The sequence below is a fragment of the Amycolatopsis sp. NPDC051061 genome (genome assembly GCF_040682935.1).
Taxonomy (GTDB): domain Bacteria; phylum Actinomycetota; class Actinomycetes; order Mycobacteriales; family Pseudonocardiaceae; genus Amycolatopsis.
In genome coordinates this window covers 67325-92651 of record NZ_JBFBBZ010000021.1, presented here as the reverse complement: position 1 = coordinate 92651, position 25327 = coordinate 67325, and the positions used below count along the sequence as shown (strand labels likewise).

At 72.5% G+C, this 25327-nt stretch carries 22 protein-coding genes; 5 read left to right on the top strand and 17 right to left on the bottom strand.

Features of this window, described 5'->3' with window-relative positions:
- Positions 1 to 76: 76 nt before the first annotated feature.
- From AB0N03_RS27090 to AB0N03_RS27070, 5 genes are read right to left on the bottom strand one after another with little or no spacing between them, the layout of a single operon-like run.
- Complete coding sequence (locus AB0N03_RS27090) at positions 77 to 1672, bottom strand: allophanate hydrolase (protein WP_364377238.1); 1596 nt, start codon at positions 1670 to 1672, stop codon at positions 77 to 79.
- Positions 1669 to 5196: an urea carboxylase gene (uca, locus tag AB0N03_RS27085; RefSeq protein ID WP_364377236.1), complete on the bottom strand. Its 3528-nt coding sequence runs from the start codon at positions 5194 to 5196 to the stop codon at positions 1669 to 1671. Before uca ends, AB0N03_RS27090 begins: the two co-directional genes overlap by 4 nt.
- The gene (locus AB0N03_RS27080) at positions 5193 to 5828 is read right to left on the bottom strand and encodes an urea amidolyase associated protein UAAP2 (protein WP_364377234.1); all 636 of its coding nucleotides are present in this window, start codon (positions 5826 to 5828) and stop codon (positions 5193 to 5195) included. The genes uca and AB0N03_RS27080 overlap by 4 nt, the downstream gene beginning before the upstream one ends.
- A complete protein-coding gene (locus tag AB0N03_RS27075) occupies positions 5825 to 6658 on the bottom strand; it encodes an urea amidolyase associated protein UAAP1 (protein WP_364377232.1) in 834 nt (277 codons plus the stop codon). The genes AB0N03_RS27080 and AB0N03_RS27075 overlap by 4 nt, the downstream gene beginning before the upstream one ends.
- Before the next feature lie 10 nt (positions 6659 to 6668).
- On the bottom strand, positions 6669 to 8138 hold the full coding sequence (locus AB0N03_RS27070) for an amino acid permease (RefSeq protein ID WP_364377230.1): 1470 nt from the start codon (positions 8136 to 8138) through the stop codon (positions 6669 to 6671).
- A 180-nt stretch (positions 8139 to 8318) separates the two neighbouring features.
- Between AB0N03_RS27070 and AB0N03_RS27065 the strand changes: the two genes are divergently transcribed.
- A complete protein-coding gene (locus AB0N03_RS27065) occupies positions 8319 to 8984 on the top strand; it encodes a helix-turn-helix domain-containing protein (RefSeq protein WP_364377228.1) in 666 nt (221 codons plus the stop codon).
- A 57-nt stretch (positions 8985 to 9041) separates the two neighbouring features.
- Here the strand turns inward: AB0N03_RS27065 and AB0N03_RS27060 are convergent, their stop codons facing one another.
- The 4 genes from AB0N03_RS27060 to AB0N03_RS27045 form a co-directional block, all read right to left on the bottom strand.
- A complete protein-coding gene (locus tag AB0N03_RS27060) occupies positions 9042 to 10232 on the bottom strand; it encodes a toll/interleukin-1 receptor domain-containing protein (RefSeq protein WP_364377226.1) in 1191 nt (396 codons plus the stop codon).
- A gap of 108 nt (positions 10233 to 10340) precedes the next feature.
- Entirely contained in the window at positions 10341 to 11591 is a 1251-nt protein-coding gene (locus AB0N03_RS27055; protein WP_364377224.1) for a ribonuclease D, read from the bottom strand.
- 68 nt (positions 11592 to 11659) lie between these two features.
- Positions 11660 to 12376, bottom strand: coding sequence for a response regulator transcription factor (locus AB0N03_RS27050; protein ID WP_364377222.1), 717 nt, complete (start codon positions 12374 to 12376; stop codon positions 11660 to 11662).
- Positions 12377 to 13249: 873 nt separating this feature from the next.
- Positions 13250 to 13813, bottom strand: coding sequence for a DUF3000 domain-containing protein (locus AB0N03_RS27045; protein ID WP_364377221.1), 564 nt, complete (start codon positions 13811 to 13813; stop codon positions 13250 to 13252).
- A gap of 88 nt (positions 13814 to 13901) precedes the next feature.
- Here AB0N03_RS27045 and hemE point away from each other — a divergent pair, with 88 nt between their 5' ends.
- The 4 genes from hemE (at position 13902) to AB0N03_RS27025 (ending at position 18555) form a co-directional block, all read left to right on the top strand.
- A complete protein-coding gene (gene hemE, locus AB0N03_RS27040) occupies positions 13902 to 14972 on the top strand; it encodes a uroporphyrinogen decarboxylase (RefSeq protein WP_364377219.1) in 1071 nt (356 codons plus the stop codon).
- Positions 14969 to 16369 (top strand): protoporphyrinogen oxidase, encoded by a 1401-nt coding sequence (gene hemG, locus AB0N03_RS27035; protein WP_364377217.1) that lies wholly within the window; start codon positions 14969 to 14971, stop codon positions 16367 to 16369. Before hemE ends, hemG begins: the two co-directional genes overlap by 4 nt.
- 150 nt (positions 16370 to 16519) lie before the next feature.
- Positions 16520 to 17212 (top strand): hydrogen peroxide-dependent heme synthase, encoded by a 693-nt coding sequence (gene hemQ / locus AB0N03_RS27030; protein ID WP_364377215.1) that lies wholly within the window; start codon positions 16520 to 16522, stop codon positions 17210 to 17212.
- The gene (locus AB0N03_RS27025) at positions 17212 to 18555 is read left to right on the top strand and encodes a CoA transferase (RefSeq protein ID WP_364377213.1); all 1344 of its coding nucleotides are present in this window, start codon (positions 17212 to 17214) and stop codon (positions 18553 to 18555) included. The genes hemQ and AB0N03_RS27025 overlap by 1 nt, the downstream gene beginning before the upstream one ends.
- A gap of 337 nt (positions 18556 to 18892) precedes the next feature.
- Here AB0N03_RS27025 and AB0N03_RS27020 read toward each other — a convergent pair whose 3' ends face one another.
- The 8 genes from AB0N03_RS27020 to AB0N03_RS26985 all read right to left on the bottom strand — a co-directional run bounded on the left by AB0N03_RS27020 (position 18893) and on the right by AB0N03_RS26985 (position 25239).
- Positions 18893 to 19231, bottom strand: a complete 339-nt coding sequence (locus AB0N03_RS27020; protein WP_364377211.1) for a hypothetical protein — start codon at positions 19229 to 19231, stop codon at positions 18893 to 18895.
- Positions 19228 to 20028, bottom strand: a complete 801-nt coding sequence (locus AB0N03_RS27015; protein ID WP_364377209.1) for a DUF692 domain-containing protein — start codon at positions 20026 to 20028, stop codon at positions 19228 to 19230. The genes AB0N03_RS27020 and AB0N03_RS27015 overlap by 4 nt, the downstream gene beginning before the upstream one ends.
- Positions 20021 to 20944, bottom strand: a complete 924-nt coding sequence (locus tag AB0N03_RS27010) for a TIGR04222 domain-containing membrane protein (RefSeq protein WP_364377207.1) — start codon at positions 20942 to 20944, stop codon at positions 20021 to 20023. The genes AB0N03_RS27015 and AB0N03_RS27010 overlap by 8 nt, the downstream gene beginning before the upstream one ends.
- Positions 20945 to 21010: 66 nt before the next feature.
- Complete coding sequence (locus AB0N03_RS27005; RefSeq protein ID WP_364377205.1) at positions 21011 to 21919, bottom strand: TIGR04222 domain-containing membrane protein; 909 nt, start codon at positions 21917 to 21919, stop codon at positions 21011 to 21013.
- Positions 21920 to 22008: 89 nt separating this feature from the next.
- Positions 22009 to 22431 carry a peptide-methionine (R)-S-oxide reductase MsrB gene (msrB, locus tag AB0N03_RS27000; protein WP_364377203.1) on the bottom strand — a complete coding sequence of 141 codons (423 nt, stop codon included), beginning with the start codon at positions 22429 to 22431 and terminating at the stop codon, positions 22009 to 22011.
- Between the two features lie 19 nt (positions 22432 to 22450).
- Positions 22451 to 22756 (bottom strand): hypothetical protein, encoded by a 306-nt coding sequence (locus AB0N03_RS26995; RefSeq protein ID WP_284745289.1) that lies wholly within the window; start codon positions 22754 to 22756, stop codon positions 22451 to 22453.
- A gap of 53 nt (positions 22757 to 22809) precedes the next feature.
- Positions 22810 to 24459, bottom strand: coding sequence for a protein kinase (locus AB0N03_RS26990; RefSeq protein WP_364377364.1), 1650 nt, complete (start codon positions 24457 to 24459; stop codon positions 22810 to 22812).
- 57 nt (positions 24460 to 24516) lie between these two features.
- The gene (locus AB0N03_RS26985; RefSeq protein WP_364377201.1) at positions 24517 to 25239 is read right to left on the bottom strand and encodes a TVP38/TMEM64 family protein; all 723 of its coding nucleotides are present in this window, start codon (positions 25237 to 25239) and stop codon (positions 24517 to 24519) included.
- Positions 25240 to 25327: the final 88 nt, after the last annotated feature.

The window sequence follows — 25327 nt, the reverse complement described above, 5'->3', positions numbered from 1 at the left end:
CACCAAGGTCATCGGCGGTTCAGTGCCCACTTTCGAGTCTTGTTATCCGAGAGGTGCCCAGATCCTCGACTGATCGTTATGCGCCGACGTGCGCCAGCCAGCCACCCTTCGCCGAGATGTCCGTCGCGCCGTCGGTCGCCGCCGGTTCGCACAGGAAGCCCGGCACCGAAGAGCCGTCCGCCAGCTCGACCTTGCCGATCGCCAGCGGCGCCGGCACCCGCGCCACGAACTCCCCGAACCCGCGCACCGGCAGGTCCCACACCTCCGCCGCGATCGCCACACCCCCGGACGCGACCCGGACCAGTCCGGGCTTCGGGGGCACCGTGTCCAGCGCGTACAACCGGTAGGACGCCGACGTGGAGACCGAAGAGACGAAGCGTCCGCCCCGGGACGTCAGCTCGTGGTTCAGCGGCTGCCCCCGCAGGTGCGCGCCGACGACCACGAGCTGAACCCGCTCGCCGCGCAACCCGGCCAGCGCGGCCAGCTTCAGGTCGTCGTGCGGGGCGCCGACCAGCATCACGCCGAACGGGCGCCCGGCCACCGTGCCCGCCGGGACCGCCAGCGCCGACAACCCGAACAGGTTGGTGGAGTTGGTGAACCGCCCCAGGCGCGCGTTGACCGCGACCGGATCCGCGGCCACCGCGGCGATCGTGGGGTGCTCGGTCGTCGTCGGCGTCAGGAGCGCGTCGACGCCGGCCAGCACCGCGAGGGCCTCGGTCCGGAGCCCGGCCAGGGTCCGCTGGTCGGCGAACAGGCGGTGCGCGGGGATGTCGCGGGCACCGGTGATGATCGAGTGCACCACCGGGTCCACGGCGTCCGGGTGCGCGTCCAGGAACTCGCCGACGGCGGTGTAGCGCTCGGCGACGAACGCGCCGCCGTAGAGCAGCCGCGCCGCTTCCAGGAAAGCCGACATGTCCACAGTGGTCACTTCGGCGCCGGCCGCGGCGTACTCCTCGACGGTGGCCTCGAACGCCGCCGCCCAGCCGGGCGCCAGCGGGCCCAGCTGATCGGGCACGCCGAGCCGGAACCGTCCCGGGTGGACTTGCGCGGGTTCGGCCAGGCAGGTCAACGCGAACGTCGCCTCCTCGACCGTCCGCGCGAACAGCGAGACGCAGTCGATGCTCGCGCACGCGGGGACGACGCCCTCGGTCGGCAGCAGCCCGGGCGTCGGCTTGAGCCCGACGATCCCGTTGAACGCCGCCGGCACCCGTCCGGAGCCCGCGGTGTCCGTGCCCAGCGCCAGATCGACGATCCCCAAAGCGACAGCTACCGCCGAACCCGAGCTGGAGCCGCCGGAGACGTACGCCGGGTCGAGGGCGCCCCGCACCGCGCCGTACGGGCTGCGCGTCCCGACCAGCCCGGTCGCGAACTGGTCGAGGTTGGTCGTGCCGAGCACCAGCGCCCCGGCCGCCCGCAACCGCGCGACGACCGGCGCGTCGGCCTCGGGCCGGTACGCGTACGCCGGGCAGCCCGCGGTCGTCGGCAGTCCCGCGACGTCGATGTTGCCCTTGACCGCGACGAGCTTGCCGTAGAGCGGCAACCCGCGTTCCACCAACGCTTCGGCTTCGGCCAGCACCTCGGCTTCCGGCCGCAGGTCGATCCAGATCTCCGGCCGGTCGACCTGCTCGATCCGCCGGTACGCGGCCCGTACTCGTTCCACGACCGCGCTCATCCCAGCACCACCAGCGGTGTGCCCGGGGCGACCTGGTCGCCGGGGGACACGAGCACTTCGACCACCTCGCCGCCGGCCGGCGCGGGGATCCGCGCCTCCGTCTTCATCGCTTCCAGCGTCACCAGCGACTGCGCGTCCTCGACGCGCTCGCCCGCCGCGACGTCGACTCGCCACACCGTCGCCGCGAACGGCGCCTCGACGACGTGCCCGCCCGGCGGCGCCTCGACCCGCTTCGGCGGCCGCGTCACCGGTTCCGGCTTCGGGTCGAACTCGCCCGCCGCGGCCCACGCCCGGCGTTCCGCCTCGAACGCCGCCGCCTGCGTCGCCCGGAACCCGGCGATGCCGTCCGCGTTGTCCGCCAGGAACTCCTGGTACTCGGCCAGCTTGAAGGTGCCGTCGGTCGTGTCGAGTCGCAGCTGCCCGGACGAGCTCTGCGCCCGCAGCTCCAGCAGTTCGTCCGCGGACACGGGGTACCACGAGATCCGGTCGAAGAACCGCAGGCACCACGGCTTGTCCCCGCCGTGCCAGCTGTTCCACACCTGCACGGTCCGGCCGACGAACTGGTAGCCGCCCGGCCCCTCCATGCCGTAGATGCAGAGGTAGGCGCCGCCGATGCCGACGGAGTTCTCCGCGGTCCACGTCCGCGCCGGGTTGTACTTCGTCGTCACCAGCCGGTGGCGCGGATCCAGGGGCGTCGCGACCGGCGCGCCCAGGTAGACGTCGCCGAGCCCGAGCACGAGGTACTCGGCGTCGAACACCGTGCGGTAGACGTCGTCCACGCCTGCCAGGCCGTTGACGCGCCGGATGAACTCGATGTTCCACGGGCACCACGGCGCGTCGTCGCGCACGCCGGTCATGTACCGCTCGATCGCTTCGCGCGTGGCCGGGTCGTCCCACGACAGCGGCAGCCGGACGCTGCGGCTCGGCACCTCGAGGTCGGCGGTCGGCGGCAGGGCCCGCTCCAGCTCGCGCACCAGGCCGAGCGCCTTTTCGACGGGCAGCGCGTCCGGGTCGACGTGCACCTGCAGCGACCGGATGCCCGGCGTCAGGTCGACGATCCCCGGTACGCCCTCGGCGGCGAGCCGTTCCCCGAGCGCGTGCACCCGCATCCGCAGCGCCAGGTCGAGCTTCATCTCGCCGTACTCGACGAGCAGGTTGTCGTCCCCGCTGCGCCGGTACGTGACGGACGGCTCTTCGTCCGAAGAGGACTGTCGCCCGAGGACACCGCCGTCGTGCCGGGCGTCCCTCGTGGACGTCACCGCGGTGGCCGGTCGCCGTCGCAGCACGGCCGCGTGGTCGGTGTCGATCGGCACGAACCGCACGGTGTCGCCCGGGCGCAGCTGCCCGAGCTTCCAGCGCTCGCCGGTGGCGACCGTCGCCGGGCAGACGAACCCGCCCAGGCTGGGGCCGTCCGGGCCGAGCAGGATCGGCAGGTCGCCGGTGTAGTCGACGGCGCCGATCGCATACGGCGTGTCGTGGATGTTCGACGGGTGCAGGCCCGCCTCGCCGCCGTCTGCGCGCGCCCACGCCGGTCGCGGCCCGACGAGCCGGACGCCGGTGCGGGCGGAGTTGAAGTGCACCTGCCAGTCGGTGGCGTAGAACGTGTCGACGTCTTCGGGCGTGAAGAACTCCGGTGCCGCATGGGGTCCTTCGAGTGCTCCGATCGTCCAGTGCGACCCGAAGCCCGGACGGTCGGTCACCGGGCCGACGACGGGGTCCGCGGGCAGCGGGCCCGGAGCCAGGACGTCGCCGGCCGCCAGCGCGCGGCCGGCGTGCCCGCCGAACCGGCCCAGGGTGAAGGTCGCCGCGCTGCCGAGGAACGCCGGGACGTCGACGCCGCCGCGGACGAGCACGTAGCTGCGCAGCCCGGCCGTGCACGCGCGGACGTCCAGGGTGGATCCGGCGGGTACTTCGACCGGTGTCCACAAGGGAACTTCGGCGCCGTCGACGAGCACGGCCGTCGGTGCGCCGGTGACGCACACCTCGGTGGCGTGGGAGAACCGCAGCGTCACACCGTCCACAGTGCACTCCAGGCCGGGCGCGCCTTCGGGGTTGCCGAGGGCGACGTTGCCCAGCCGCAGCGACAGGTCGTCCATCGGCCCGCTCGGCGGCACGCCGACGTGCCAGAAGCCGGTGCGGCCCGGCCAGTCCTGCACGGTCGTCATCGTCCCGCCGCGCACGACCTCGATCCGGGGCTCCCCGTCATCGATTCCGTCCAAAGTGGACGTGTCGTGGGTGACCGTGCCGAACGCCGCGTCGGCCGCCGCCGCCCGCAGCTGCCCGAGGTTGGTGCGCACCCCGTCGACGCGGGTGGTGGCGAGCGCGTCCCGCAGGTGCGTGAGCGCCTCGGTGCGGTCGGTGCCGGTGCAGATCACCTTGGCCAGCAACGGGTCGTAGTGCGTGGTGACGGTCGTGCCCGGCTCGACCCAGGTGTCCACGCGCGCGGCCGGGGGCAGCGTGACCCGGGTGACGAGTCCGGCGCTCGGCCGGTGCCCGGCGCTCGGGTCCTCGGCGTACACCCGTGCTTCCACGGCGTGCCCCCGGGCGATCGGCACCGCGCGGAACATCGCGCGGTCGCCTTGCGCGAGCCGGAGCATCCAGGCGACCAGGTCGACGCCGTACACCGCTTCGGTCACCGGGTGCTCGACCTGCAGCCGGGTGTTGACCTCGAGGAACGCCGCCTCTTCGCGTTCGGGATCGTAGACGTACTCGACCGTGCCCGCCGAGCGGTACCGCACCGACGAGCAGAGCGCGACGGCCGAGTCGACCAGCTGCTTCCGGACGGCCTCGGGCAGGTCCGGCGCCGGGCACTCCTCCACGACCTTCTGGTTGCGCCGCTGCAGCGAGCAGTCGCGGGTGCCCAGGGCCAGGACCTCGCCGAAGCCGTCGCCGAACACCTGGACCTCGACGTGCCGGGCCCGGCGCACCAGCCGCTCCAGGAACACCCCGGAATTCGCGAAGCTCTTGGCCGCGACACTCCGCACGGTCTCCCACGCGTCGCGCAGCTCGCCTGGCGACGCACACGCGCGCATCCCGATCCCGCCGCCGCCCCCGGTCGCCTTCAGCATCACCGGGTAGCCGATTTCCGCGGCGCGGGCCACCGCTTCGTCCACATCGGCCAGCAGGCCGGTGCCGGCCAGCAGCGGCACGCCCGCGGAGACCGCCGCCTCGCGGGCGGTGTGCTTGCTGCCGAACACTTCCAGGTGCCCGGGCGACGGCCCGGCGAACGCGAGGCCGGCGTCCTCGCAGGCCCGCGCGAACGCCGCGTCCTCGGAGAGGAACCCGTAGCCGGGGTGGACCGCGTCACAGCTGGTGTCGAGCGCGGCCGCCACGATCGCGCCGGCCCGCAGGTAGCTCTCCGCGGCGGGCGCCGGGCCGAGCCGCACGGCCCGGTCGGCGAGCCGCACGTGCGGGGCGAGGCGGTCGGCGTCGGAGTACACCGCGACGGTCTCGAGACCCAGTTCCTTGGCGGTGCGCAGGATCCGGACCGCGATCTCGCCGCGGTTGGCGACGAGCAGCCTCACGCGCCGCCTCCGGGGGAGGTCACGACCAGGCGCACCGGCGTCGGGTCGAACCCGTTGCAGGGGTTGTTGATCTGCGGGCAGTTCGACACGAGCACGAGGACGTCGGTCTCGGCGCGCAGCCGGACTTCGAGGCCCGGCGCGGAAATCCCGTCGACGATGCCGAGGGTGCCGTCCTCCTCGACCGGCACGTTCATGTACCAGTTGACGTTGCTGACCAGGTCGCGCTTGCCCAGCCCCCACTTCGCGCCCTCGGTGAGGAAGTTCTCGACGCAGGCGTGCTGAAAGCGGGTGTGCTGGCCGTAGCGGAGGCTGTTGGACTCCTTGCTGCACGCGCCGCCGAGCGTGTCGTGGCGCCCGCACGTGTCGGCGACGACGGTCAGCAGCGGCGCGCCTTCCTGGGTGCGCAGCACACTCCCCGTGGTCAAGAAGATGCTGCGCTGCGCCGCGACCGTTGCCGCCGCGCTGTAGCGCTTCGCTGTGTCGTTCGCGTCGTAGCAGAGGAAGTCGACGGCCTGGTTGCCGCCGAGGTCGATGATCGCCAGCTCCTGCCCGCGCTGGAGTACGGTCGAGAACGGCGCGCGCGCGGCGACGTCGAACGTCAGCGTCAGCTGGGACTGGTACGCCGTGCTCATGCGATCCCCCGGGCGGTCAGGTAGTCGGCGGTGTTCTCGAAGGCCCGCTGCGCCTCCGGCGAGTGCGTCCACTCCGGACTGTCCGGAGTGGACGGGCGGTCGCGCCAGGCGAGGACTTCGAGGTTCGTCACGGTGTAGTCCGGCCGCGGGTCGACCGGGTGCGCGACGTTGGCGATGAGCACGATCGCCGGGAGCTCGATCCGGAGCTCGACGGCCCGGCCCGCGCCCGCCGACCCGGTGAAGTCCAGGCCACCGCCGGACTGGACGCGCACTCCCTGGAAGAACGACAGGCTCGGTGGCAGGTCCCGCGGCCCGAGGCCGTTCTTGGCCGCCGCCAAGGTGAACAACGGCAGCCCGGCGGGGGAGGGGCCCTGCGGGGCGCCGTCGCCGTAGCGCTCGACGTTGCCGTCCACAGTGGACGTCCCGCACAGGGCGTCGTGCCGCCCGCTCGAGTCCGCGACGATCGTCGCGAGCACCCGGGCCTGGTCCGACAGCAGTGCCACCTTCGCGCCGAGGTAGGCGTTCCACTGCACCTTCACCGTGTCCGCGACGTTCAGCCGCTCCCACGGCCCCTCGGCGTTGAAGAGCAGCAGGTGCGCGCAGGCGTCGCCGTCGACGTCGGTGAGCCGCAGCCGCGTGCCCCGGGCGAGCACCTTGTGCGTGTAGCCGCCCCCGGCCACCGTCTCGGCCCAGGTCAGCGCCTCGGGCGCGACTTCGGGCGGCGGTGCCGGCCACGTGCTCGCCGGGATCGACGGCATCGTTTCGACCACGGTGCCGGCCTGGGCCCGGGCGTGGTCGCGGGCGCCGTGGGTGGTGGCGGTGGTGCTCATGAACGTCCTCTCAGATCGCGGGTTCGAGGGCGGGAGCGGGGCGCAGGCGCAGCCAGCAGAGCCGGCCGATCACCAGTGCGCCGCCGATGAACTCTATCGGGAACAAGAGCATCCAGGGGGCGCCCGAACCGGTCACGTCGTACACCTCCGGGCGTGGCCAAGCGATGTTCACGATCATGGCGGCGCCGTAGACGACGGCCGCTCCGTTCACCGGAACGCCCCAGCGGCCGAGGGAGAACCGCCCGGGCTCGGCGGGGAAGCGCCCGCGCAGCCGGTTCACCAGCAAGGGTCCGGTGACCAGCAGGTACGCCAGGTAGACGACGACCACCGACGTCCCGGTGATCGTGCTGAACAGCGTCGGGTTGCCGAGGTTGAGCAGCAGCAGCCCGATCGCGAGCCCGCCCGAGAGCAGGGCGGGCGCGACCGGTGTCCCCGTGCGCGAACTCACGGACGAAAGTCGGGTGGACGCCGGGAGCGCGCGGTCGCGGGCCATCGCGTAGATCAGCCGGACGGTGCCGGTCTGGATCGTGAGGGTGCAGACGACCACGGCGATCGCGACGTCCGCGAGGAAGACGCGGCCGAGGGTGTCGCCGAAGACGGCGGTGATCACGTACGGCAGGCCGTGGCCGGCGAGCTGCCCGTCGGTCAGGCTCGGCGCGGCCATCAGCGCCGTGAGGACCACGGCCAGCCCGCCGATCCCGGACACGAGCACGGCTCGCAACACCGCGCGCGGAGCCGTCCTTCGCGCGTTCTTCGTCTCCTCCGCGACCGACGCGGCGGTGTCGAAGCCGTAGAGGACGTACGCGGCCATGAGCGCCGACGCGAGCACACCGCCGATGCCGGCGCTCGTGCCGGGAGCGTCGTGCAGCACCACCTGCGGCCCGCGGACCGCGAACAGGGCGAGGCCGGAGATCAGGACGACGACGCCGAGCAGCTCGGCCGCGACCCCGACGTCGTTGATCCGCGCGATCAGCCGGACCCCGCCGGCGTTGACCGCGGTGGTGAAGACCAGCAGCAGGGCGCCGAGCACTACGGCGTTGGCCGCACCCGACGGCGACGTCACCGCGGGGTCGCCGCCGACGAGCTGGAAGCCGTCCCACACCGACGGCAGCACGATCTGCAGCGCGATCGCCGCGGCGGCGAGGGCGACGACGCAGCCGAGCAGCATCATCCAGCCGGCGAGCCAGCCGAGGAAGCCCTTGGTGAGCTGTTTCGCCCACTGGTACACGGATCCGGCGAGCGGGTAGCGCGCGGCGAGCTCGGCGAAGGTCAGGGCCACGAGCAGCTGGCCGGCGAGGACCACCGGCCACGTCCAGAAGAAGAGCGGGCCGCCGAAGGTGTAGCCGAAGCCGAACAGCTGGAAGACGGTCGTGAGGATCGAGACGAACGAGAAGCCGGCGGCGAAGGCGGAAAACCCGCCCAGCGACCGGCGAAGCTCTTGGCGGTAACCGAAGGCGGCGAGTTCGTCGGATGGGGGCATGCGCGCTCCTGACCTGGTTTCGATCGCTTGACAGAAACTAGGTGCCGGGCACGACGTGATGATCTCCGGCGCGTTAGCGGCTCGTTAACGGCCGGGCCGACAGCCTGTCAACGGCGACATGTGGGGGTAACCGCACCTCGGTGCGGGCGCCCGGACCGCGGACCTGGCAAGATCACCGGCGTGGTCAAAGGGGCGGGGGTCGGCAGGCCCAGGGCGAGCGGCGCGGCGGCGAACCGGCCGGACGCGCGTCAGGCCGTGCTCGACGCGGCGGGCGAGCTGTTCACCGGAGCCGGCTACGCGGCAACGACGACGCGGGCCATCGCCGAACGCGCGGGGCTGCGCCAGGCGTCGCTCTACTACCACTTCCCGGCGAAGGAAGACATCCTCGCGGCGCTGCTGGCCGAGACGGTCCGCCCGTCACTGGACCTGGCCGCCCGGCTCGTCGCGGATCCGTCCGCGGCGGCGGTCCGGTTGTGGGCGCTGGCGTACGCGGACATCGGCCTCCTCGGCGGCGCCCGCCACAACCTGGGCGCGCTGTACCTGCTGCCGGAGGTCGGTTCGGCGAACCTGGCCCGCTTCCGCGCCGAGCGCGCGGAACTGAAGGCGGCGTACGGCCGGCTGGTGGCGGCGTCCGGTGTCGCGCCGGAGGCGGTGGCGATCCGCGCGGACCTGGTGTTCGGCCTGGTGGAGAGCATCGCGGTCATCCGCCGTGACGACCCCCGGCTGGACGTCGAGGCCCATGTCCGCGAAGGCGCGGACGGCGTCGTCCGCCTGGTGGGGCTGCCGGAGCCGACGGAGGAGCTGCGCGCCGAGGCGCACACGCTGTTGGCGACGCTCACCGCCTAGACGCGGGCCTCGCGCGTCGCGAATGAGTCATTGGGGACCTCCGGCGTCGCGAATGAGTCATTCGCGACCGTGGAGACATCCGCGCTCGCACTGTGGACGTTCGCCGGGCACCGGCTGGACCGGGCTGTTGGCCAGCAGGCTGCTGATGATCCGGGACAGCTCGCGCATCGTGCGCATCCCCAGCTGGATCGACTGGGCACCGACGCGCAGCGGCCGGATCGCCGCGCGCAGGGGTGCGTTGAACGCTTCCAGGGGCCGGATCTGGGTGAGGAACTCGGTGATCCGGGATTCCAGCTCCATCAGGCCGCTCAGCATTTCGACGAACTCGTCGTATTCCCGGCGGGCCCGGTCCAGCAGCTCCGCCGTCATGTGTGAGTCCATCAGGCGCATGTACGAGCGGATCGTGGAATCGGTTTCGGCGACGGTGGCTTCGAAGTCGGTGCCGACCTGCTGGATCTTGACCGCCATCGGTTTGATGGTGTCGGCCGCCCGGACGACCCGCGCTTTGAGGGCTTCGGGCGTCATGCCGGCCACCTCCCCGGTCACGTGGCGCATTTCCTCCGCCAGTTCGTCCAGCGAGTGGCTGATCGCGTCGAACTGCCGTTCCAGGAGCTCGCCGATCTTCGTGAGGTTTTCTTTGTATTCCTGCAGTCCGGGCCCGTCCTCGTCCGGCGCGAAACCGTCGAGGAGGAGCTGGTCGCATTTCTTCAGCTGTTCCAGGGCGGCCTCCGCGGAACGGATCGCCTTGATCAGCTTGTCCGCGACCGCGGCCATCGCCCGCCGCCACTCGGCGGTCCCGGATCCGGCGAGGACGGCGTCCTTGATGTCGAGGTACTGGAGCTTCTCGATGATCCGGATGTTGGCGTCGTCGCTCTGTCCGGTGATGAGCTCGTGGCCCAGCACGATCAGAGGCAGGATCAGTTGCGTGAGGCCGAGTTCGTTGGCCTTGGCGTAGAACGCGGTGAGCTCTTCGCGGCAGTCGGCGCTCTCGTAGAAGTAGTTCATCGAAATAACCGGGATGAACACCATCGCGGCGTTGATGCCGTCCTGGATCTTGGTCCGCCAGTCCTCGCCCCAGCCGATGCTCTCGCGGTCCACGAACACTTCGATCTTGCGCCCGTGCGCGGAGGCGCAGAACTTCTCCAGCGAATTCTTCAGCGGCGTGACGAAATTGAGGAAACTGTCGTCTTCGTGCGTGAAACTGAGGAAGCACTGGACGGCGGGCTGATCGGCCAGGAAATCGGTCATCGGTACCTTCGGCGGCGTCGCGGCGTTTTCCGGCGCAGCCTAGAGCAGGGGGAGACCGGGCCCGGGCCCTTTCGGCAGGTGCTCCGGAAGTGTCCTGGATCTGTCCGTTCAGGAAGCCGTCGTCTGGAGAGCCTTGCTCAACGCCGCGGCCGTCAACCCGATCTGCCACGGCCGCGCGCCGCCCGCGCGGAGGACTTCGGCCACCGACTCTTCGTCCGTCTCCGCCGGGGGACGCCAGCACGTGCGGCGCACCAGGTCCGGCAGCAGCAGGTTCTCCACCGGCAGCCGCCGGTCCTCGGCGATCGCCGTCAGCGCCGCGCGCGCGGCCGACAACCGGGCCGCCGCGTCCGGATCCTTGTCCGCCCAGCGGTTCACCGGGGGCGGGCCGTCCGTCGGCTGGGACGGGGACGGCAGCTCGCTCGCCGGCAGCGCCTTGGCCGCCTGCAGGTGCCGCAGCCAGCTCGCCGTGTACTTGCGCTGGACGCGGCCGCTGAACACCGGCAGCGCCTGGAGCTCCTCGACCGTCTTCGGGTCCGCCGTCACGGCGTTGATGATCGCGCTGTCCGGCAGGATCCGGCTGGGCGCGCGGTCGCGTTTGCGGGCCAGCTCGTCGCGCGCCTGCCACAGCTCGCGAACCGCCGCGAGGCCGCGCGGGTTGCGGATCTTGTGCACGCCGGACGTCCGGCGCCACGGCTCGGCCCGCGGGCCCGGCGGCGGGGCCGTCCGCACGAACTCGAACTCCTGCTGCGCCCACTCCAGCTTGTCCTGGGCGCCCAGCTCCGCTTCCAGCTTTTCGCGCAGCTGGATGAGCAGCTCGACGTCGAGGGCCGCGTAGTTGAGCCAGTCGACGGGCAGCGGCCGCTTCGACCAGTCGGCCGCGCTGTGCCCCTTCTCGAGGGTGTAGCCGAGCAGCAGCTCGACGAGCGTCCCCAGCGCGACGCGCTCGTAGCCCGCCAGCCGGCCGGCCAGCTCGGTGTCGAAGAGCGCCGCCGGGTGCAGGTCCAGCTCGGCGAGGCAGGGGAGGTCCTGGGAGGCGGCGTGCAGCACCCACTCCAGGGAGTTGAGGACGTTGCGCAGCGGGGTGAGGTCGTCCAGCTCGGTCGGGTCGATCAGGACCGTGCCGGAACCCTCGCGCCGCAGCTGGACGAGGTAGGCCCTGGGCCAGTACCGGTAGCCGGACGCGCGCTCGGTGTCGACGGCGACGGCGCCGGTGCCCGCGGCGAGCCGCGCGCAGGCTTCGGCCAGCGCGGACTGGTCTGCGACCACCGGAGGTGTGCCCTCTACGGGCTCGCGTAGCAGCACAGGGCCGCCCGTGGACTCGATCTCCATCCCGGTGTCCTCGGCCTCTGCACTTCCCATAAGCGACGACCCTACGGGACGGGCGTACCGCGCCTGGTCCGCCCGCCCCGCAGGGAGGTTCGCCTGTGTCAGCGGATCACGCCGGCCCGCATGGCCAGCGCCACCATCTGAGCCCGGTCGCCCGTGCCGAGCTTGCGCCCGATCCGGGACAGGTGGGACTTGACGGTGAGAGCGGAGAGCGAAAGCTCCTCGCCGATCTCCTTGTTGGACTGTCCGTCGGCGACCAGCTGGAGCACCTCCACCTCACGAGCGGAAAGCTCGCGCGGGGTGTTGTCGGTGCCCGCGACGCGGGTCCCGGTGGCCAGCACCGGAGCCACGCTCGGGTCGGCGTAAACGCCGCCCTCGAGCACACGCCGCACGCCATCGGTCACGACGACCGGTGACGCGGACTTCAGCAGGTACGCCTGGGCCCCGGCCTGGAAGGCCGAGCGGACCGCGTACGGGTCGTCCGAGGATGCGAGTACGACCACGCGCGGCCAGCCGTGGCTACGGAGTTCCGTAACCAGCTCGATGCCGCTGCCGTCCGGCAGTCCGAGATCGAGGATCGCCAGGTCACAAGGCCCAGTGGCCTGTGCTCGCGCCCTCGCTTCGGCCACCGTGGCGGCTTCGTGGACGGTCCCCGCACCCATCTGTGCGAGTCTTGCTGCGATTGCCTCCCTCAACAGCGGGTGGTCATCGACCACCAGTACCGAAAAAAGCTCTTCCCGCGGGTGCGGAACCATGCTCGCCGGCAAAGTGCCGGCTGGCGTGGATCGGACGGCCTGAGAAATGCCGACGGTAGCCACGTCACTACCTCCCTGGAGTCGGTCGTGCCCCCCGACCGGCACCGGGACCTTCGGCCGTTCAGCCGCGCCAGCTTTAGACCGAAAGTGGTGTCGTCGAAGGCACTGTAGCCGCCCTGGGCCCTTCACGGGGGGATCGAATGGGTATCTATCTCAAACGAACAGTCACTCAGCGGGTTCGTAGTAACACGATCGGGCTAGTACACGGCCGGTTGCTAACGGATAGCCCAGCGATCACGATGCAAAGAAGTTACCGGCGCCCAAATGGCCGTGCAGATGAGGCGTGCAGCTGCCGGTGCGCGTAGTGGCGGGGGTCCGGATGGGCGCCTCGGAGGGCCGAAATGTGGCTCCGGCCGGGGCTTGATCAACTTCGTGAATCGGCTTCAGGGACCTTTCCGGGCGGCCGAACGGTGACTGTCCGTGGCCCTCGCGGGCGATCTCCGGCCCGCGTGCCGCAAGTTGATCTTGTTGCGGTGCGTGACCGTGGTGTGTCACTAACGGGGGCATCGGGGAAGACGTGAAACGGCCTCAGGAACGTCGGAATGGTCGGCCCGGGTCTCGGGCTGTTGTCCTCACCATTCCGCCCGTCAGTGGCGCGCCGAGGGGGCCGTCCGGGTGTTCCCGTTGGTTTGGACGGCGTTCAGCGGACGTGAAATTTGCTCACATCCGTACAAGGGGCGGTGTGGGGAGGGGCCAGGGGGAGGGCGGCCGTTGCCGATTCGTTGCGGATGATCGCCCGGACGGCCGCGGGTCCGGCCTCGGCGCACGTCATGAACGACTCGTTCAGGTCGTGGGGCGTCATGAACGACTCGTTCATGACGTCGGCAGCCGGGTCTCGGCGAGGGGTGCCCGTGGTGCGACCCGCGGGAACCCGGGTCAGGAGCTCTGGCGCTGCCCGAAGAGCGTCACGCCGACCGGCGGCAGGCCCACGACACTCGCCATGACCTGGCAGAACGCCTGCCCGTGCGGCAGCAGCCCCGCGTCCGTCGGCGTCCACGACGCCCGCAGCTCCAAGTCGTCGGTCCGCGCCGGGCCGGAGATGTCGCCGAAGCGGGCCGACGACGTCTCCGTCACCGTGCCGCCCAGGGCCGTCCAGCTCGCGCCCGACACCTCCAGCGCGTCCGTCAGCCAGGACCAGCCGACCCCCGGCAGGAACGGGTCGGTCGCCAGCTCCCGGTCCAGCTCCGCGCGCACGTACAGGACCAGCCGCAGCACGCCGTCCCAGCCTTCCTGACCCTCCGGGTCGTGCAGCAGGACCAGGCGGCCCGAAGCCAGCACGTCCGCGGGCCCGGCGACCTCGCAGCTGACCGCGTACGACCACGGCGCGAGCCGCTGCGGCGCCCGCATCGGCTCCAGCAGCACCTCCCGGCGGGGCCGGACGGACTGCAGCGCCACAACTGCTTCGCGGAAGAGTTCGGGCACTGGCGTCATCGCGGTCACTCTTCGACTTTAGGGCGGGCACGCCCCGTTGCGGGCGCAGGCGCGCCGATGGAACCACCGTCCCCAGCTCGTGGCACGATTGACGGTGATGTCACCGACCACGCCCCTGCCGCAGCGAGCCGCTCCGTCCGGCCGCCGCGAGCTGCCCGAAGCCCCGTTCCTGGCCGCCGCGCGCGGCGAACGCCCGGCCCGCACGCCCGTCTGGTTCATGCGCCAGGCCGGCCGCTCGCTGCCCGAGTACCGCGCGCTGCGCGAGGGCGTGCCGATGCTCGACGCCTGTTTCGACCCCGAGATGCTCGCCGAGATCACGCTGCAGCCGGTCCGGCGGCACGACGTCGACGCGGCCATCCTGTTCAGCGACATCGTCGTTCCGCTCAAGGCCGCCGGGGTCGACATCGACATCGTCCCCGGCACCGGTCCGGTGGTCGAGGCGCCGGTGCGCGACCTCGCCGCCGTGAAGGCGCTGCCGGTGCTGGAGCCGGATCAGGTCGCGAAGGTGGCCGACGGCGTCAAGCTGCTCGTCGAGCGCCTCGGCGGGACACCGCTGATCGGCTTCGCCGGCGCACCGTTCACGCTGGCCAGCTACCTCATCGAGGGCGGGCCGAGCCGCAACCACGAGCACACCAAGGCGCTGATGTACTCCGAGCCGGCGTTGTGGCACGAGCTGGCCGGCGGCCTGGCCGACACCGCGCTGACGTTCCTGCGCGCGCAGCTCGACGCCGGCGTCGACGCGGTCCAGCTGTTCGACTCCTGGGCGGGCGCGCTCTCCGAGCGGGACTACCGCGAGTTCGTGCTGCCGCACTCGGCGAAGGTCCTCGACGGCGTCGCCGCGTACGGCGTGCCACGGATCCACTTCGGCGTCGGCACCGGCGAGCTCCTCGCCGCCATGCGCGACGCGGGCGCGGACGTCGTCGGCGTCGACTGGCGCATCCCCCTGGACGAAGCGGTGCGGCGGCTCGGCGGCCACGCGGTGGTCCAAGGCAACCTCGATCCCGCGCTGCTGCACGCGTCGTGGCCGGTCCTCGAACGCGAGGTCCGGCGCATCGTCGAAGAAGGGCGTGCGGCCGACGGCCACATCTTCAACCTCGGCCACGGCGTGCTGCCGGGCGTCGACCCCGACGTGCTGACCCGCGTGGCCGGGCTGGTGCACGAGCTGTGAAGCGCGTCGCCGTCGTCGGCGGGGGCGTGTCCGGGCTGACCGCGGCGTACCGGCTGCGGCGGCTGCTCGGCGAAACCGCCGAGATCGTCGTGTTCGAGAAGACGAAGACGCCGGGCGGGAAGCTGCGCACGGCCGAGCTGGCGGGCGTCCCCTACGACGTCGGCGCGGAGGCCTTCCTCGTCCGCCGTCCCGAGATGCTCGGGCTGGCCCGCGAGCTCGGCCTCGACGTCGTGAACCCGACGAAGGCGCGCGCGAAGATCCACGCCGGCGGCACCGTGACCGGGCTGCCGCCGGGCACCGTCATGGGCGTTCCGGCGTCGGCGGAGTCGGTGGCCGGGGTGCTCTCGGAAGCGGGACGGCGGGCCGTCGAGGCCGAGCCGTCGCTGCCCGAGCTGCGGCTGCCGGGCGGGGACCTGCCGCTGGGGCCGCTGCTGCGCGAGCGGTTCGGCGACGAGCTGGTCGATCGGCTCGTCGACCCGCTGCTCGGCGGCGTCTACGCCGGCGGCGCCGACGGCCTCGGCCTGCGCGCGACCATGCCCGGCCTGGCCGCGGCGGTGGCCGCGGGTGCCGGCTCGCTGACGGCGGCGGCGAAGGCACAGCTGCCCGCTTCGCCCGGTTCGGCGCCGGTGTTCGGCACGGTCCCGGGCGGCCTGGGCACGCTGGTCGACCGGCTCGCCGAGCTGTCCGGCGCCGAGCTGCGGACCGGGCTGCCGGTCTGCGACATCACCCGGCACGGCCCCGGCTGGCGGCTGCGGATCGGCGCGAACCCGACCGCGCACGCGCCCGCGGACAACACGGTCGAGGCCGACGCGGTCGTGCTCGCGGTGCCCGCGCCGTCGGCCCGGCGGCTGCTGGCCGAGCTGGTGCCCGCGGCGTCGGCGGCGTTCGGCGAGGTCGAGCTGGCGTCGATGGCCGTGGTGGCGCTGGCGTTGCCGCCCGGCACGCGGCTGCCCGACGCGTCGGGGATCCTCATCGGTCAGGGCGAACGGGACGCTTCGGGCGTGCCGTACGCGGCGAAGGCGTTCACGTTCTCTTCGCGCAAGTGGGCGCACTTCGGCTCCGGCCCGGTGCTGGTCCGCGGTTCGGTCGGGCGCTTCGGCGAGCTGGGGGCGCTGCAGGCGGACGACGTCGAGCTGGTCCGCGTGGTCCGCGACGACCTCGCGCGGCTGACGGGCGTGACGGCGGCGCCGGTCGAGACACTGGTGACGCGCTGGGGTGGCGGGCTGCCGCAGTACGGCACGGGCCACCTCGAGCGCGTGGAGCGGATCGAGAAGGCGATCGCCGGGGTGCCCGGGCTGGCGGTGGCCGGGGCGACGCTGCACGGTGTGGGGCTGCCGGCGTGCGTGGCGACGGCCGAGGCCGCCGCCCAGCGGATCGCCGCGCACCTGACCGCGTAGGGCTCGCCCGAGGTGTCTTGAATGTCATTCAGGACCTCCGAAAACCTGAATGAGTCATTCAAGACGTCCGCGTGGTCGGCAGCTCTCTTCGTGAGTGCTCTCACCCGACCCGTGGCAGCGGCCGCGCCGGCGCGGTGACAGGATGGAACCATGGCGCGGGTCAATCACAACGAGCTCAACGACAGCATCCGCTACACCACCTGGTCGGTCTTCCGGATCGAGCCCGGCCGGCTGGGTGAGGATCGCGGGGCCGCGGGTCGCGAGACGACCGAGTACCTGGATGGCCTCGAGGCCAAGGGCGTCACCGTCCGCGGGGTCTACGACCTCTCCGGGCTGCGCGCCGACGCCGACTTCATGATCTGGTGGCACGCCGAGGAGATCGAGCAGGTCCAGGCGGCCTACACCGGGTTCCGCCGGACCCCGCTCGGCCGCGCGTCGACCCCGGTCTGGAGCCAGACCGCGCTGCACCGGCCCGCGGAGTTCAACAAGAGCCACGTCCCGGCCTTCATGGCCGGTGAAGAGGCGCGCAAGTTCATCTGCGTCTACCCGTTCGTGCGGTCCTACGAGTGGTACCTGCTGCCGGACGCCGACCGCCGCAAGATGCTCGCCGACCACGGCAAGGAAGCCCGCGACTACCCGGACGTGCGCGCCAACACCGTCGCGTCGTTCGCGCTGGGCGACTACGAGTGGATCCTCGCCTTCGAGGCCGACGAGCTGCACCGGATCGTCGACCTGATGCGCCACCTGCGCGGCACCGAGGCGCGGCTGCACGTGCGCGAAGAGGTCCCGTTCTACACCGGTACGCGCGTGCCGCCCGCCGAGCTCGTCGCGGCCCTGCCCTAGTGCCCGAGATCCTGGACGGCGTCTGGCACGCCCTCACCGGGGAAGCGCCGGGACCGGTCGAGCTGACCGGCGCCGAAGACGTGCTGCCCGGCCCGTACCGGGTGGCGGCCGCGGCGCAGGCTTCCGTCGCGGCCGCGACCCTGGCGGCCGGCGAAATGCTGAAGCTGCGCGAAATCGAGCCCGGCGTCGTCACGGCGGACACACGGCACGCGGCGGCGGCTTTCGCGAGCGAAGGGCTCTCGCGCGTCGAGGGCACTTCGCCGGAGTCGGTGTGGGCGCCGCTGTCGGGCAACTACCGCACGGCCGACGGCTGGGTGCGCCTGCACTGCAACTACCCGCGCCACGAAGCGGCGGTGTGCTGGGGGCTCGGCGTTCCCGGCAGCCGGGACGCGGTGACCAAGGCGGTCGCCGGGCGCGGCGCGCGCGAGGTCGAGCACGCCGTCGTATCGGCCGGGGGAGCGGCAGCGCAGCTGCGTTCGCCCGAGGACTGGGCGGCGCACCCGCAGGGGTCAGCGGTGGCTTCGCTGCCCCTGGTCGACTTGGCGCCGATCGGCGAGGCGTCGAAGCGGACGTTGTTCTACTCGGACCGTCCGCTGGGCGGCATCCGGATCCTGGAGCTGACGCACGTCCTCGCCGGCCCGGTGGCCGGCCGGGTCCTGGCCGCGCACGGCGCCGACGTCCTGCACGTCGGCGCGGCGCACCTCCCGCGCGTCGAGACTTTGGTGCGCGACACCGGTCAGGGCAAGCGGTCGGCGTTCGTCGCCTTGGACACCGAGGGCGGCCGCGCGCGGCTGAAGAAGCTGATCAGCCGGGCGGACGTGCTGGTGCAGTCGTTCCGGCCGGGCGCTTTGGAGCGGATCGGGTTCGGACCTGCGGAGCTGGCCGCGCTGAGGCCGGGGCTCGTGATCGCGGACTTGAGCGCGTACGGCTGGGAGGGTCCGTGGGCGCGCCGCCGCGGGTTCGACAGCCTGGTCCAGATGTCGAACGGCATGGCTTTCGGCGCCGATGGCGACCCAGCGCCACTGCCGGTCCAGGCGCTGGACCACGGAACGGGCTGGCTAGCGGCGGCGGCGGTGATGACGGCGCTACGCCGCCAGGTGACGGACGGCGGCACGTGGCGGGTCCGGCTGTCCCTCGCGGGCACGGGCCACTGGCTGGATTCCCTGGGGCGCAAGGATTCCGCGGCGGCTTCCGTCGATTTCAGTGACTTGCTGGAGGAGACGGATAGCGGCTACGGCCGGCTGACGCGGGTCCGGATGGCCGGCGGGTTGCCGGGAGCGGAACCGCACTGGGACTTCGGGACGCGACTGCCGGGTGTCGACAAACCGACCTGGACCCCCTGACGCAGCCCGCCCTTCCCGGGGGATGCCCCCGCACCCAGTTTACTGGCGGTGCCCGACAAACGGCTGGCCCGAGCGCGGTTGTCCACATCACGCAGGGCCTGTGGACTAGCGGCGCCGGAGGCGAGAACCCGGCCCCGCTTCGGTTTGTACCCCCAGCCAGGGCGCGGCCTGCCCGGCGCAGTTCGCCCGGACGCAGCCCGCCCTTCCCGGGGGATGCCCCCGCACCCAGTTTACCGGCGCCCCCCGACAAAAGGCCTGGTCCGAGCCCACCTGTCCACATCACGGCGCCCCCTGTGGACTGCCGGCGCCGAAGGCGGGAAACCAAGCCCCGCTCGGCCTACCGGCGCCGAAGGCGGGAAACCAAGCCCCGCTTGGGCTTCGCCAACTGCCCGCCCGCGATCAACCACTCCACGAACGCATCCGCATAAGCCCCCGACCGTTCGGTGTCCCGCTTCGGCCGGCCGGCGTTGAACTCCGTGAACAGCGGCCCGAACCGGTCCCCGAGCGCCTCCGCCAGCTCGGGCCGCTGATGAGCCAGCACCCGTCCGTGCTTCCGGCGCAGGACCTGAGCCTCCACCCGCAACCGCGAAGCGTCGAAACCCGCCGGAGCCGGGCCGTCGGCCAGCAACGCCCGGAGCAATGAGGCCTGCTGGGCCGCCAGGTCCGAGCGGCTCACAGCGTCACCGCCGCCCGCAACGCCGCCAGCTCCGCGGCCAGCTCGTCGTCCGTCGGGTAGTCGTCGTCGCGTTCCAGCAGCACGCCGGGCGGATCCGTCCGGCGGCGCAACTCGGTGAGCAGCGAAAGGACCTCCGGCAGCACCGGGTGGGCGTGGGTGTCGTGGTAGACGCCGTCGCGCTCGATGCCGCCCGCCATGTGCACGTACGCCAGGCGCTCCCAGGGAATCCCGTCGAGGAACGCCTCCGGATCCGTGCCGATGTTGCGGGCGTTCGCGTACAGGTTCGCGACGTCGATGATCAGCCGGCAGTCCGTCCGCTCGGTCAGCTCGGTGAGGAACTGCGCTTCGGTCAGCTCCGAGGACGGCCAGTCGAGCACCGCGGCGATGTTCTCCAGCGCGAACGGGACGTCCACGATGGACTGCGCGAGTCGGACGTTGGCCACCAGCACGTCCAGGGCCTCGCGGGTGCGGGGCAGCGGCATCAGGTGACCCGAGTCCAGCCCGCCCGCGCGCACGAAGCACACGTGGTCGCTGACCAGCGGCGCGTCCACGGCCCGCGCGATCTCCGCGAGGTGCTGGACGCGCCCGGTGTCGAGCGGTTCCGCGCCGCCGAGGGACAGCGAGACGGCGTGCGGCAGCACCGGCATTCCCCGCTTGCGCAACGCCACGAGCGTCTCGGGGAGGTGGTCGGCGTGCAGGTTCTCGGCGACCACCTCCACCCAGTCGACGCCCGGCAGGCGGGCGATGGACAGGTCGAGCTCGTGCCGCCAGCCGATCCCGATGCCGAGCTCACCCACCGCACCCACCTCCGCCGCACGACGAGCCGCCGCCACAGGAAGATCCGCTGCTGCACGAAGACCCGCTGCTGCACGACGAACTCGAGCACGATGACCCGCCCGACGACGAACCGCCGCCGCCGAAGGAACCCGCGGGCGGCATCAGTGCCGCGCTCAGCTCCTCGTCCGGGTACATCGCCCAGCCGCCGAGGGCGACCGCGGCCACGGCGCCGCCGAGCAGCACGCCGCCCGCGAGCATCCCGGCCGGTACCGGGCCGCCGGCCGCGGCCCGCGCCTGACCGAGCAGGCGGTGTCCCGCGGCCGACGGCTGCCGGGCCCCCGTCTTCGACCGCCGGACCGCGGCCACGACCGTCAGCACCGCCGCGATCAGCACCAGGAACACCAGGACCCCGACCGGGCGGCCGAGCGAGATGCCGTTGACCAGCCGCACGACACCGAGCACCAGCACGGCCAGCTGCAGGACGAGCCCGAACGTCCGGGCCTGCTGCTTCGCGGCCGCCGACGCCAGCAGGCCCCGCTGGTCGAGACCGTCCTCCAGGGCGCGCATCGCCGCCGACCGGCGGGCGTAGCCCCGCAGCGTCGCCGTCGTCTTCAGCTGCGCCGCGTCGAAGACGGCCTGCTCCAGCGGCTCGCCCGGCCGCGTCCCGGCCTGGGTGATCTGCTTGTAGCTGTTGACGCGCAGCTGACCGCGCTCCACCAGCGCCGCGATCGCCGCGTCGGTGGCCCGGTCGGGGCCGCCCGCGAGGAACGCGAGCTGGTAAACGGTCGGCGGCGGCCCGGGCCGGACGTGGTCCGCCCGCAGCGCGCGGCTCGTGACGACCCCGGACACGATGACCCGGATCAGCAGGGCCGCGCCGAGCAGTGCGATGTAGAGGACCACGAAATCCGGTCCGGAGATGCCCCACGGGTCGTCCATCGCCCGTCTCCCCTCACTGAGTTGCGGTTACCGTAGCTGTGAGACGCAAGCGCTCGCGTCGGCGTTTCAACCGCCGCAGCCCCCGCCGCCGCCACCTCCGCAGCCGCCGCCCCCGCCCCCGCAGGAGCTGCTGCCGCCGCCACTGCACGAGCTGCCGCCGTAGTAGCCGACGGCGGCGCCGCCGCTCGCCCCCGTCCACGCGCCTCGGCGGCGGTGGGTGCGGGTGGCCGACACCACCGTGGAGCGGCTGACGGCCAGCCGGACGTCCTTGTCGGGGTGGCTGGCGAACCCGCCCGCGGCGACCGCGCCCGCCGGGCCGGACGCCAGCGAGCCGGCGCGCTCGGCCTCGCCGGCCGCGGCCCGCCCGGCCGCGGTGGCCTTGATCTCGGGCGCGTTCGCGGCGCGGGTCGTGACGAAGATGGCCGCCACCGTGCCCAGTACCAGCAAGCCCAGCAGGAAGCCGACGGGGTGCCCGCTCGAGCTGCCCGCGATCAGCCGGACCACGCCGAGCACGACGAGCGCCCAGTAGGCGATGGCGGTGAACACCCAGGTCCGGCGGACTTTCCGGGCGTCGACGAGCAGGCCGCGCGCGATCAGCCCGTGCTCCAGGCCGACCAGCGCCGGGTGGTGCCACACCTCGCGGCTCACCGAGGCGACGGCGGTGCCGGTCTTGCTGATCCGCACCAGCGCGGCGCGGCCCAGGTCGTCCGGCGCGCTGCCCCGGACGCGGTGCACGCGGCCGGTGCCGTCCATCCGGATGATCTGGCGGTCCAGCAGCCGCGCGACGACGAATTCGCCGGCACGTGTGCGGCCGCCGGTCAACAGGGCGAGTTCTTCGCCCCGGTCCGGCGCGCCGCCCGCGCGGCCGCGCCGCTGCAGCCGGGTCCGCACCGCGGCGTACCCCGCGGGCAGGAGCAGCAGGGCCAGGTAGAGGCCCGTGAACAGCGGTCCGGAAATGCCCCAGGTGTCGGTCATGACGCCGCCCTCCCTCGTCCGTGTGCGGAGACTACGTTCGAGGAAGGGCGGGGGGTTGTCGGCTTAAGGAGGATTTAGGCCAGGGAGTTCTACGACTGGGGTACCAGTTTCAGCGAGATCGAGTTGATGCAGTAGCGCTGGTCGGTCGGGGTCGCGTACCCCTCGCCCTCGAAGACGTGCCCGAGGTGGCTGTGGCAGGAGCCGCAGAGCACCTCGATCCGCTTCATGCCCATGGCACGGTCTTCGCGCAGCAGCACGGCGTCGGAGTCGGCGGGGTCGTAGAACGACGGCCAGCCGCAGTGGCTCTCGAACTTCGTGTCGCTGCGGAACAGCTCGGCACCGCAGGCGCGGCACTCGTAGACGCCGGTGGTCTTGGTGTCGGTGTACTCCCCGACGAACGGCCGTTCGGTGCCGGCCTGGCGGAGCACGGCGTACTCCTCCGCGCCCAGCTGCTCGCGCCATTCCTGCTCGGACTTCACGACGCGCGGGGTGGCGCCGACAACGGGTTTCATACCTTTCACCCGGTCCACGTTACGCCGCGAGCCACGCCAGGGCGTGCACCACGATGTCCCATGCGGCGACTATCACGCCGAGCACGATGAGGACCACGATCAGGGCCGACACCCAGTACCGCAGGCCGCCGAGGCGGTTGCTGGAGTCGGCGAAGTCGGACACGCCGTCCAGCGCGGCCTCGATCGTGTAGTTGGGTCCGGAGCGCTCTATCCGGTCGAGGTGCTCGGCGAACGCGAGCGCCTCCGGGTCGTACGGATCCAGGCCGACCAGGTCCTCGTGGAAGCGAGGATTCTGGCCCGGCAGCGAAGCTCCGTTGTCGGCCATGGCTCCACGGTAGGCCATCGGCGCCCGTCAGCCCACCAGCGGCGCGTTACGTCTCAGAGGCCGGTGTCGGGGTTCGCGTCGAGCTTGGTGTTGCTGTCGATCATCAGCTGACCGTTCAGCTGCACGATGTGGTACTTCCGGCGGGCGCCGTTGAGTTCCATCGTGATGTCCAGCGAACCGTCGTTCCCGTTGCCCGCCGCCTTGGCCTGCTTCCAGCCGCTGAGGTCGCCCTTGTGGTCGTTCCAGTAAGACTGGTACTCGGCCTGCGAGCCGTAGACCGCCTGCGCGGCCGGCGTCAGATAACCCCAGCCGGAGCCCGGGTTCGGGTAGTAGCTGTCGGTGAGCAGCCGCCCCGCCTGGCCGTAGTCCGTGATCCTGCCCTCGGACGGCGTCTTGCCCAGTTCGGCGGACGCGGGGGCGTCGTCCGAGCTGCTGGTCTTCGGGGTCGACTGCCCGGCGGTGGGCCGGCTCGGCGACTGGGCGTTCGTGGTGCCGCCGTTGCCGCCGCCGCCACCGGAGTTGACCACCAGGAACACGATCACCGCGAGCACGACGACCGCGGCACCCGCGCCGGCGAAGATCGCGTACTTGCGCTTGTTGTCCGGCTTCGGGGGGTTCGACGAGTACTGCGGGGCCCTGGCCGTCGGCGCGGCCGCGGGCATCGGTCTGGGCGGCGTGTTCGGCGGCGCGGCCGGGGACCGCATCGGCATGAACGCTGCGGTCGGGCGCGGCGGGTTCGACGCCTTGGCCGCCGGCACCGGCGTGCCGACCGGCGGCGACTGCGGTGCGGGCTGGTCGGTGCGCTGCCACGGCGGGCGGTCGCCGCTCTCGGCGGGTCCGGCCGGCTTGCGGCCCCCGCCACCGGAGAGCAGCGGCGGCGACGCCATCGCGCCGCCGGGCTCGGTGCGGGCCAGTGCGGCCAGCCGCTCCCGGGCCTCGGCCATGCTGGGCCGCTCGCCCGGCTCGCTGCGCAGGAGGCTCATCAGCAGCGCGGTGGCCGCGCCCGCCTGCACCGGCGGGTTGATCTGGCCGTTCGCGGCCGCGTAGAGCAGCGCGAGCTGGTTGGTGGTGTTGCCGTACGGCGTGGTGCCCTCGATCGCCTGGTAGAGGGTCGCGCCGAGGGCGAAGACGTCGGAGCTGGGCACCGGGTCCGCGCCGCGGGCCAGCTCCGGCGCCAGGTAGGCGGGGGTGCCGCCGATCAGGCCGGTCGCCGTGAGCGTCATGTCGCCGGCCGCGCGCGAGATGCCGAAGTCGGTGATCTTCGCGGTGCCGGTCTCGTCGATGAGGATGTTGCCGGGCTTGACGTCGCGGTGGACGATCCCGGCGCGGTGCGCGGCCACCAGCGCGGACGCGACCTGCTCGCCGATCCGGGCGATCCGGCCGAGCGGCAGCGTGCCGTCCTGGGAGAGGATCGTGGAGAGGCTGGGCCCGTTCAGGTACTCCATCACCAGGCACGGGTCGCCGTTGTGCTCGGCGATGTCGAACACCACGATCGCGTTCGGGTGCTGGAACCGGGCCGCGTTCTTCGCCTCGCGCATGGCGCGCTGGCGCATGTTGTCGCGCTCGGTCTCGGAGACGCCCGGCTGGGGGAGGATCTGCTTGATCGCGACGTCGCGCTCGAGGCGCACGTCAGTGGCGCGCCACACGACTCCCATGGCACCGCTACCAATGTGCTCGACGAGGCGGTAGTGCCCCGCGATCAGCTGACCGGTGTCGATGGCGACTGCTCCTGACGAAATTCCCGGTGATGGTGGCCCTGCTCAGCGCGTTTCCGCTTCGCGCACCCGATCGAGTGTAGCGGTCGGTCCGGTGCTGTTCGCGTCAGCCAGCCGGTCCGGCGGGACGGGTCCGGCCGGTGCCCGCTTCTTGAACACCTTGACCAGCCCGATCGCCCCGGCCAGCGCGAACGCGCCGTAGCAGGCGAGCAGCGCGGGCGGCGTGTCGCCGGTCAGGGCGTCGCCGAGGACGACCACGGCGACGGTGCCGGGCACGCTGCCGAGGAGCGTACCGGCGAGGTAGGGGGCGAGCCGCACCGAGGACACGCCGCAGAGGTAGCTGAACGGCGCGAACGGCACCACCGGGATCAGCCGCAGCGAGGTGATGGCGAGGACGCCGCCGCTGGAGAGCCGGTCGTTGACCGTCCGGACGGCGGACCGGTGCAGGTGCCGGGTGACCAGGTCGCGGCCGAGCAGCCGGGCCAGCCCGAAGGACAGGCCGGCCGCGATGGTGGTGGCGACCAGGCCGATGGTGATCCCGGCCGCGGTGCCGACCAGCAGGCCGGCGGCCAGGTTGAAGACGGTCCGCGGAATCGGCACGACGGTGAGCAGCGAGTAGGCGACGAGCAGCACGACCGGGGTGGCGGGCCCGGTGGCGGCGGCCCAGGCCCGGAGATCGGCGGGACCGGGGATCGGCAGCAGCACCGCGGCGGCCACGAAGAGGGCGACCACGGCGAGCGCGACGATCAGCTTGGTGCGGCCGGACACCTGTTCGAGCCTACCGGCCGGGGTGCCGCGGGCTCCCCGGACGCCGTGAACGACTCGTTCACCGCGTCCGACGACGTGAAAGAGTCGT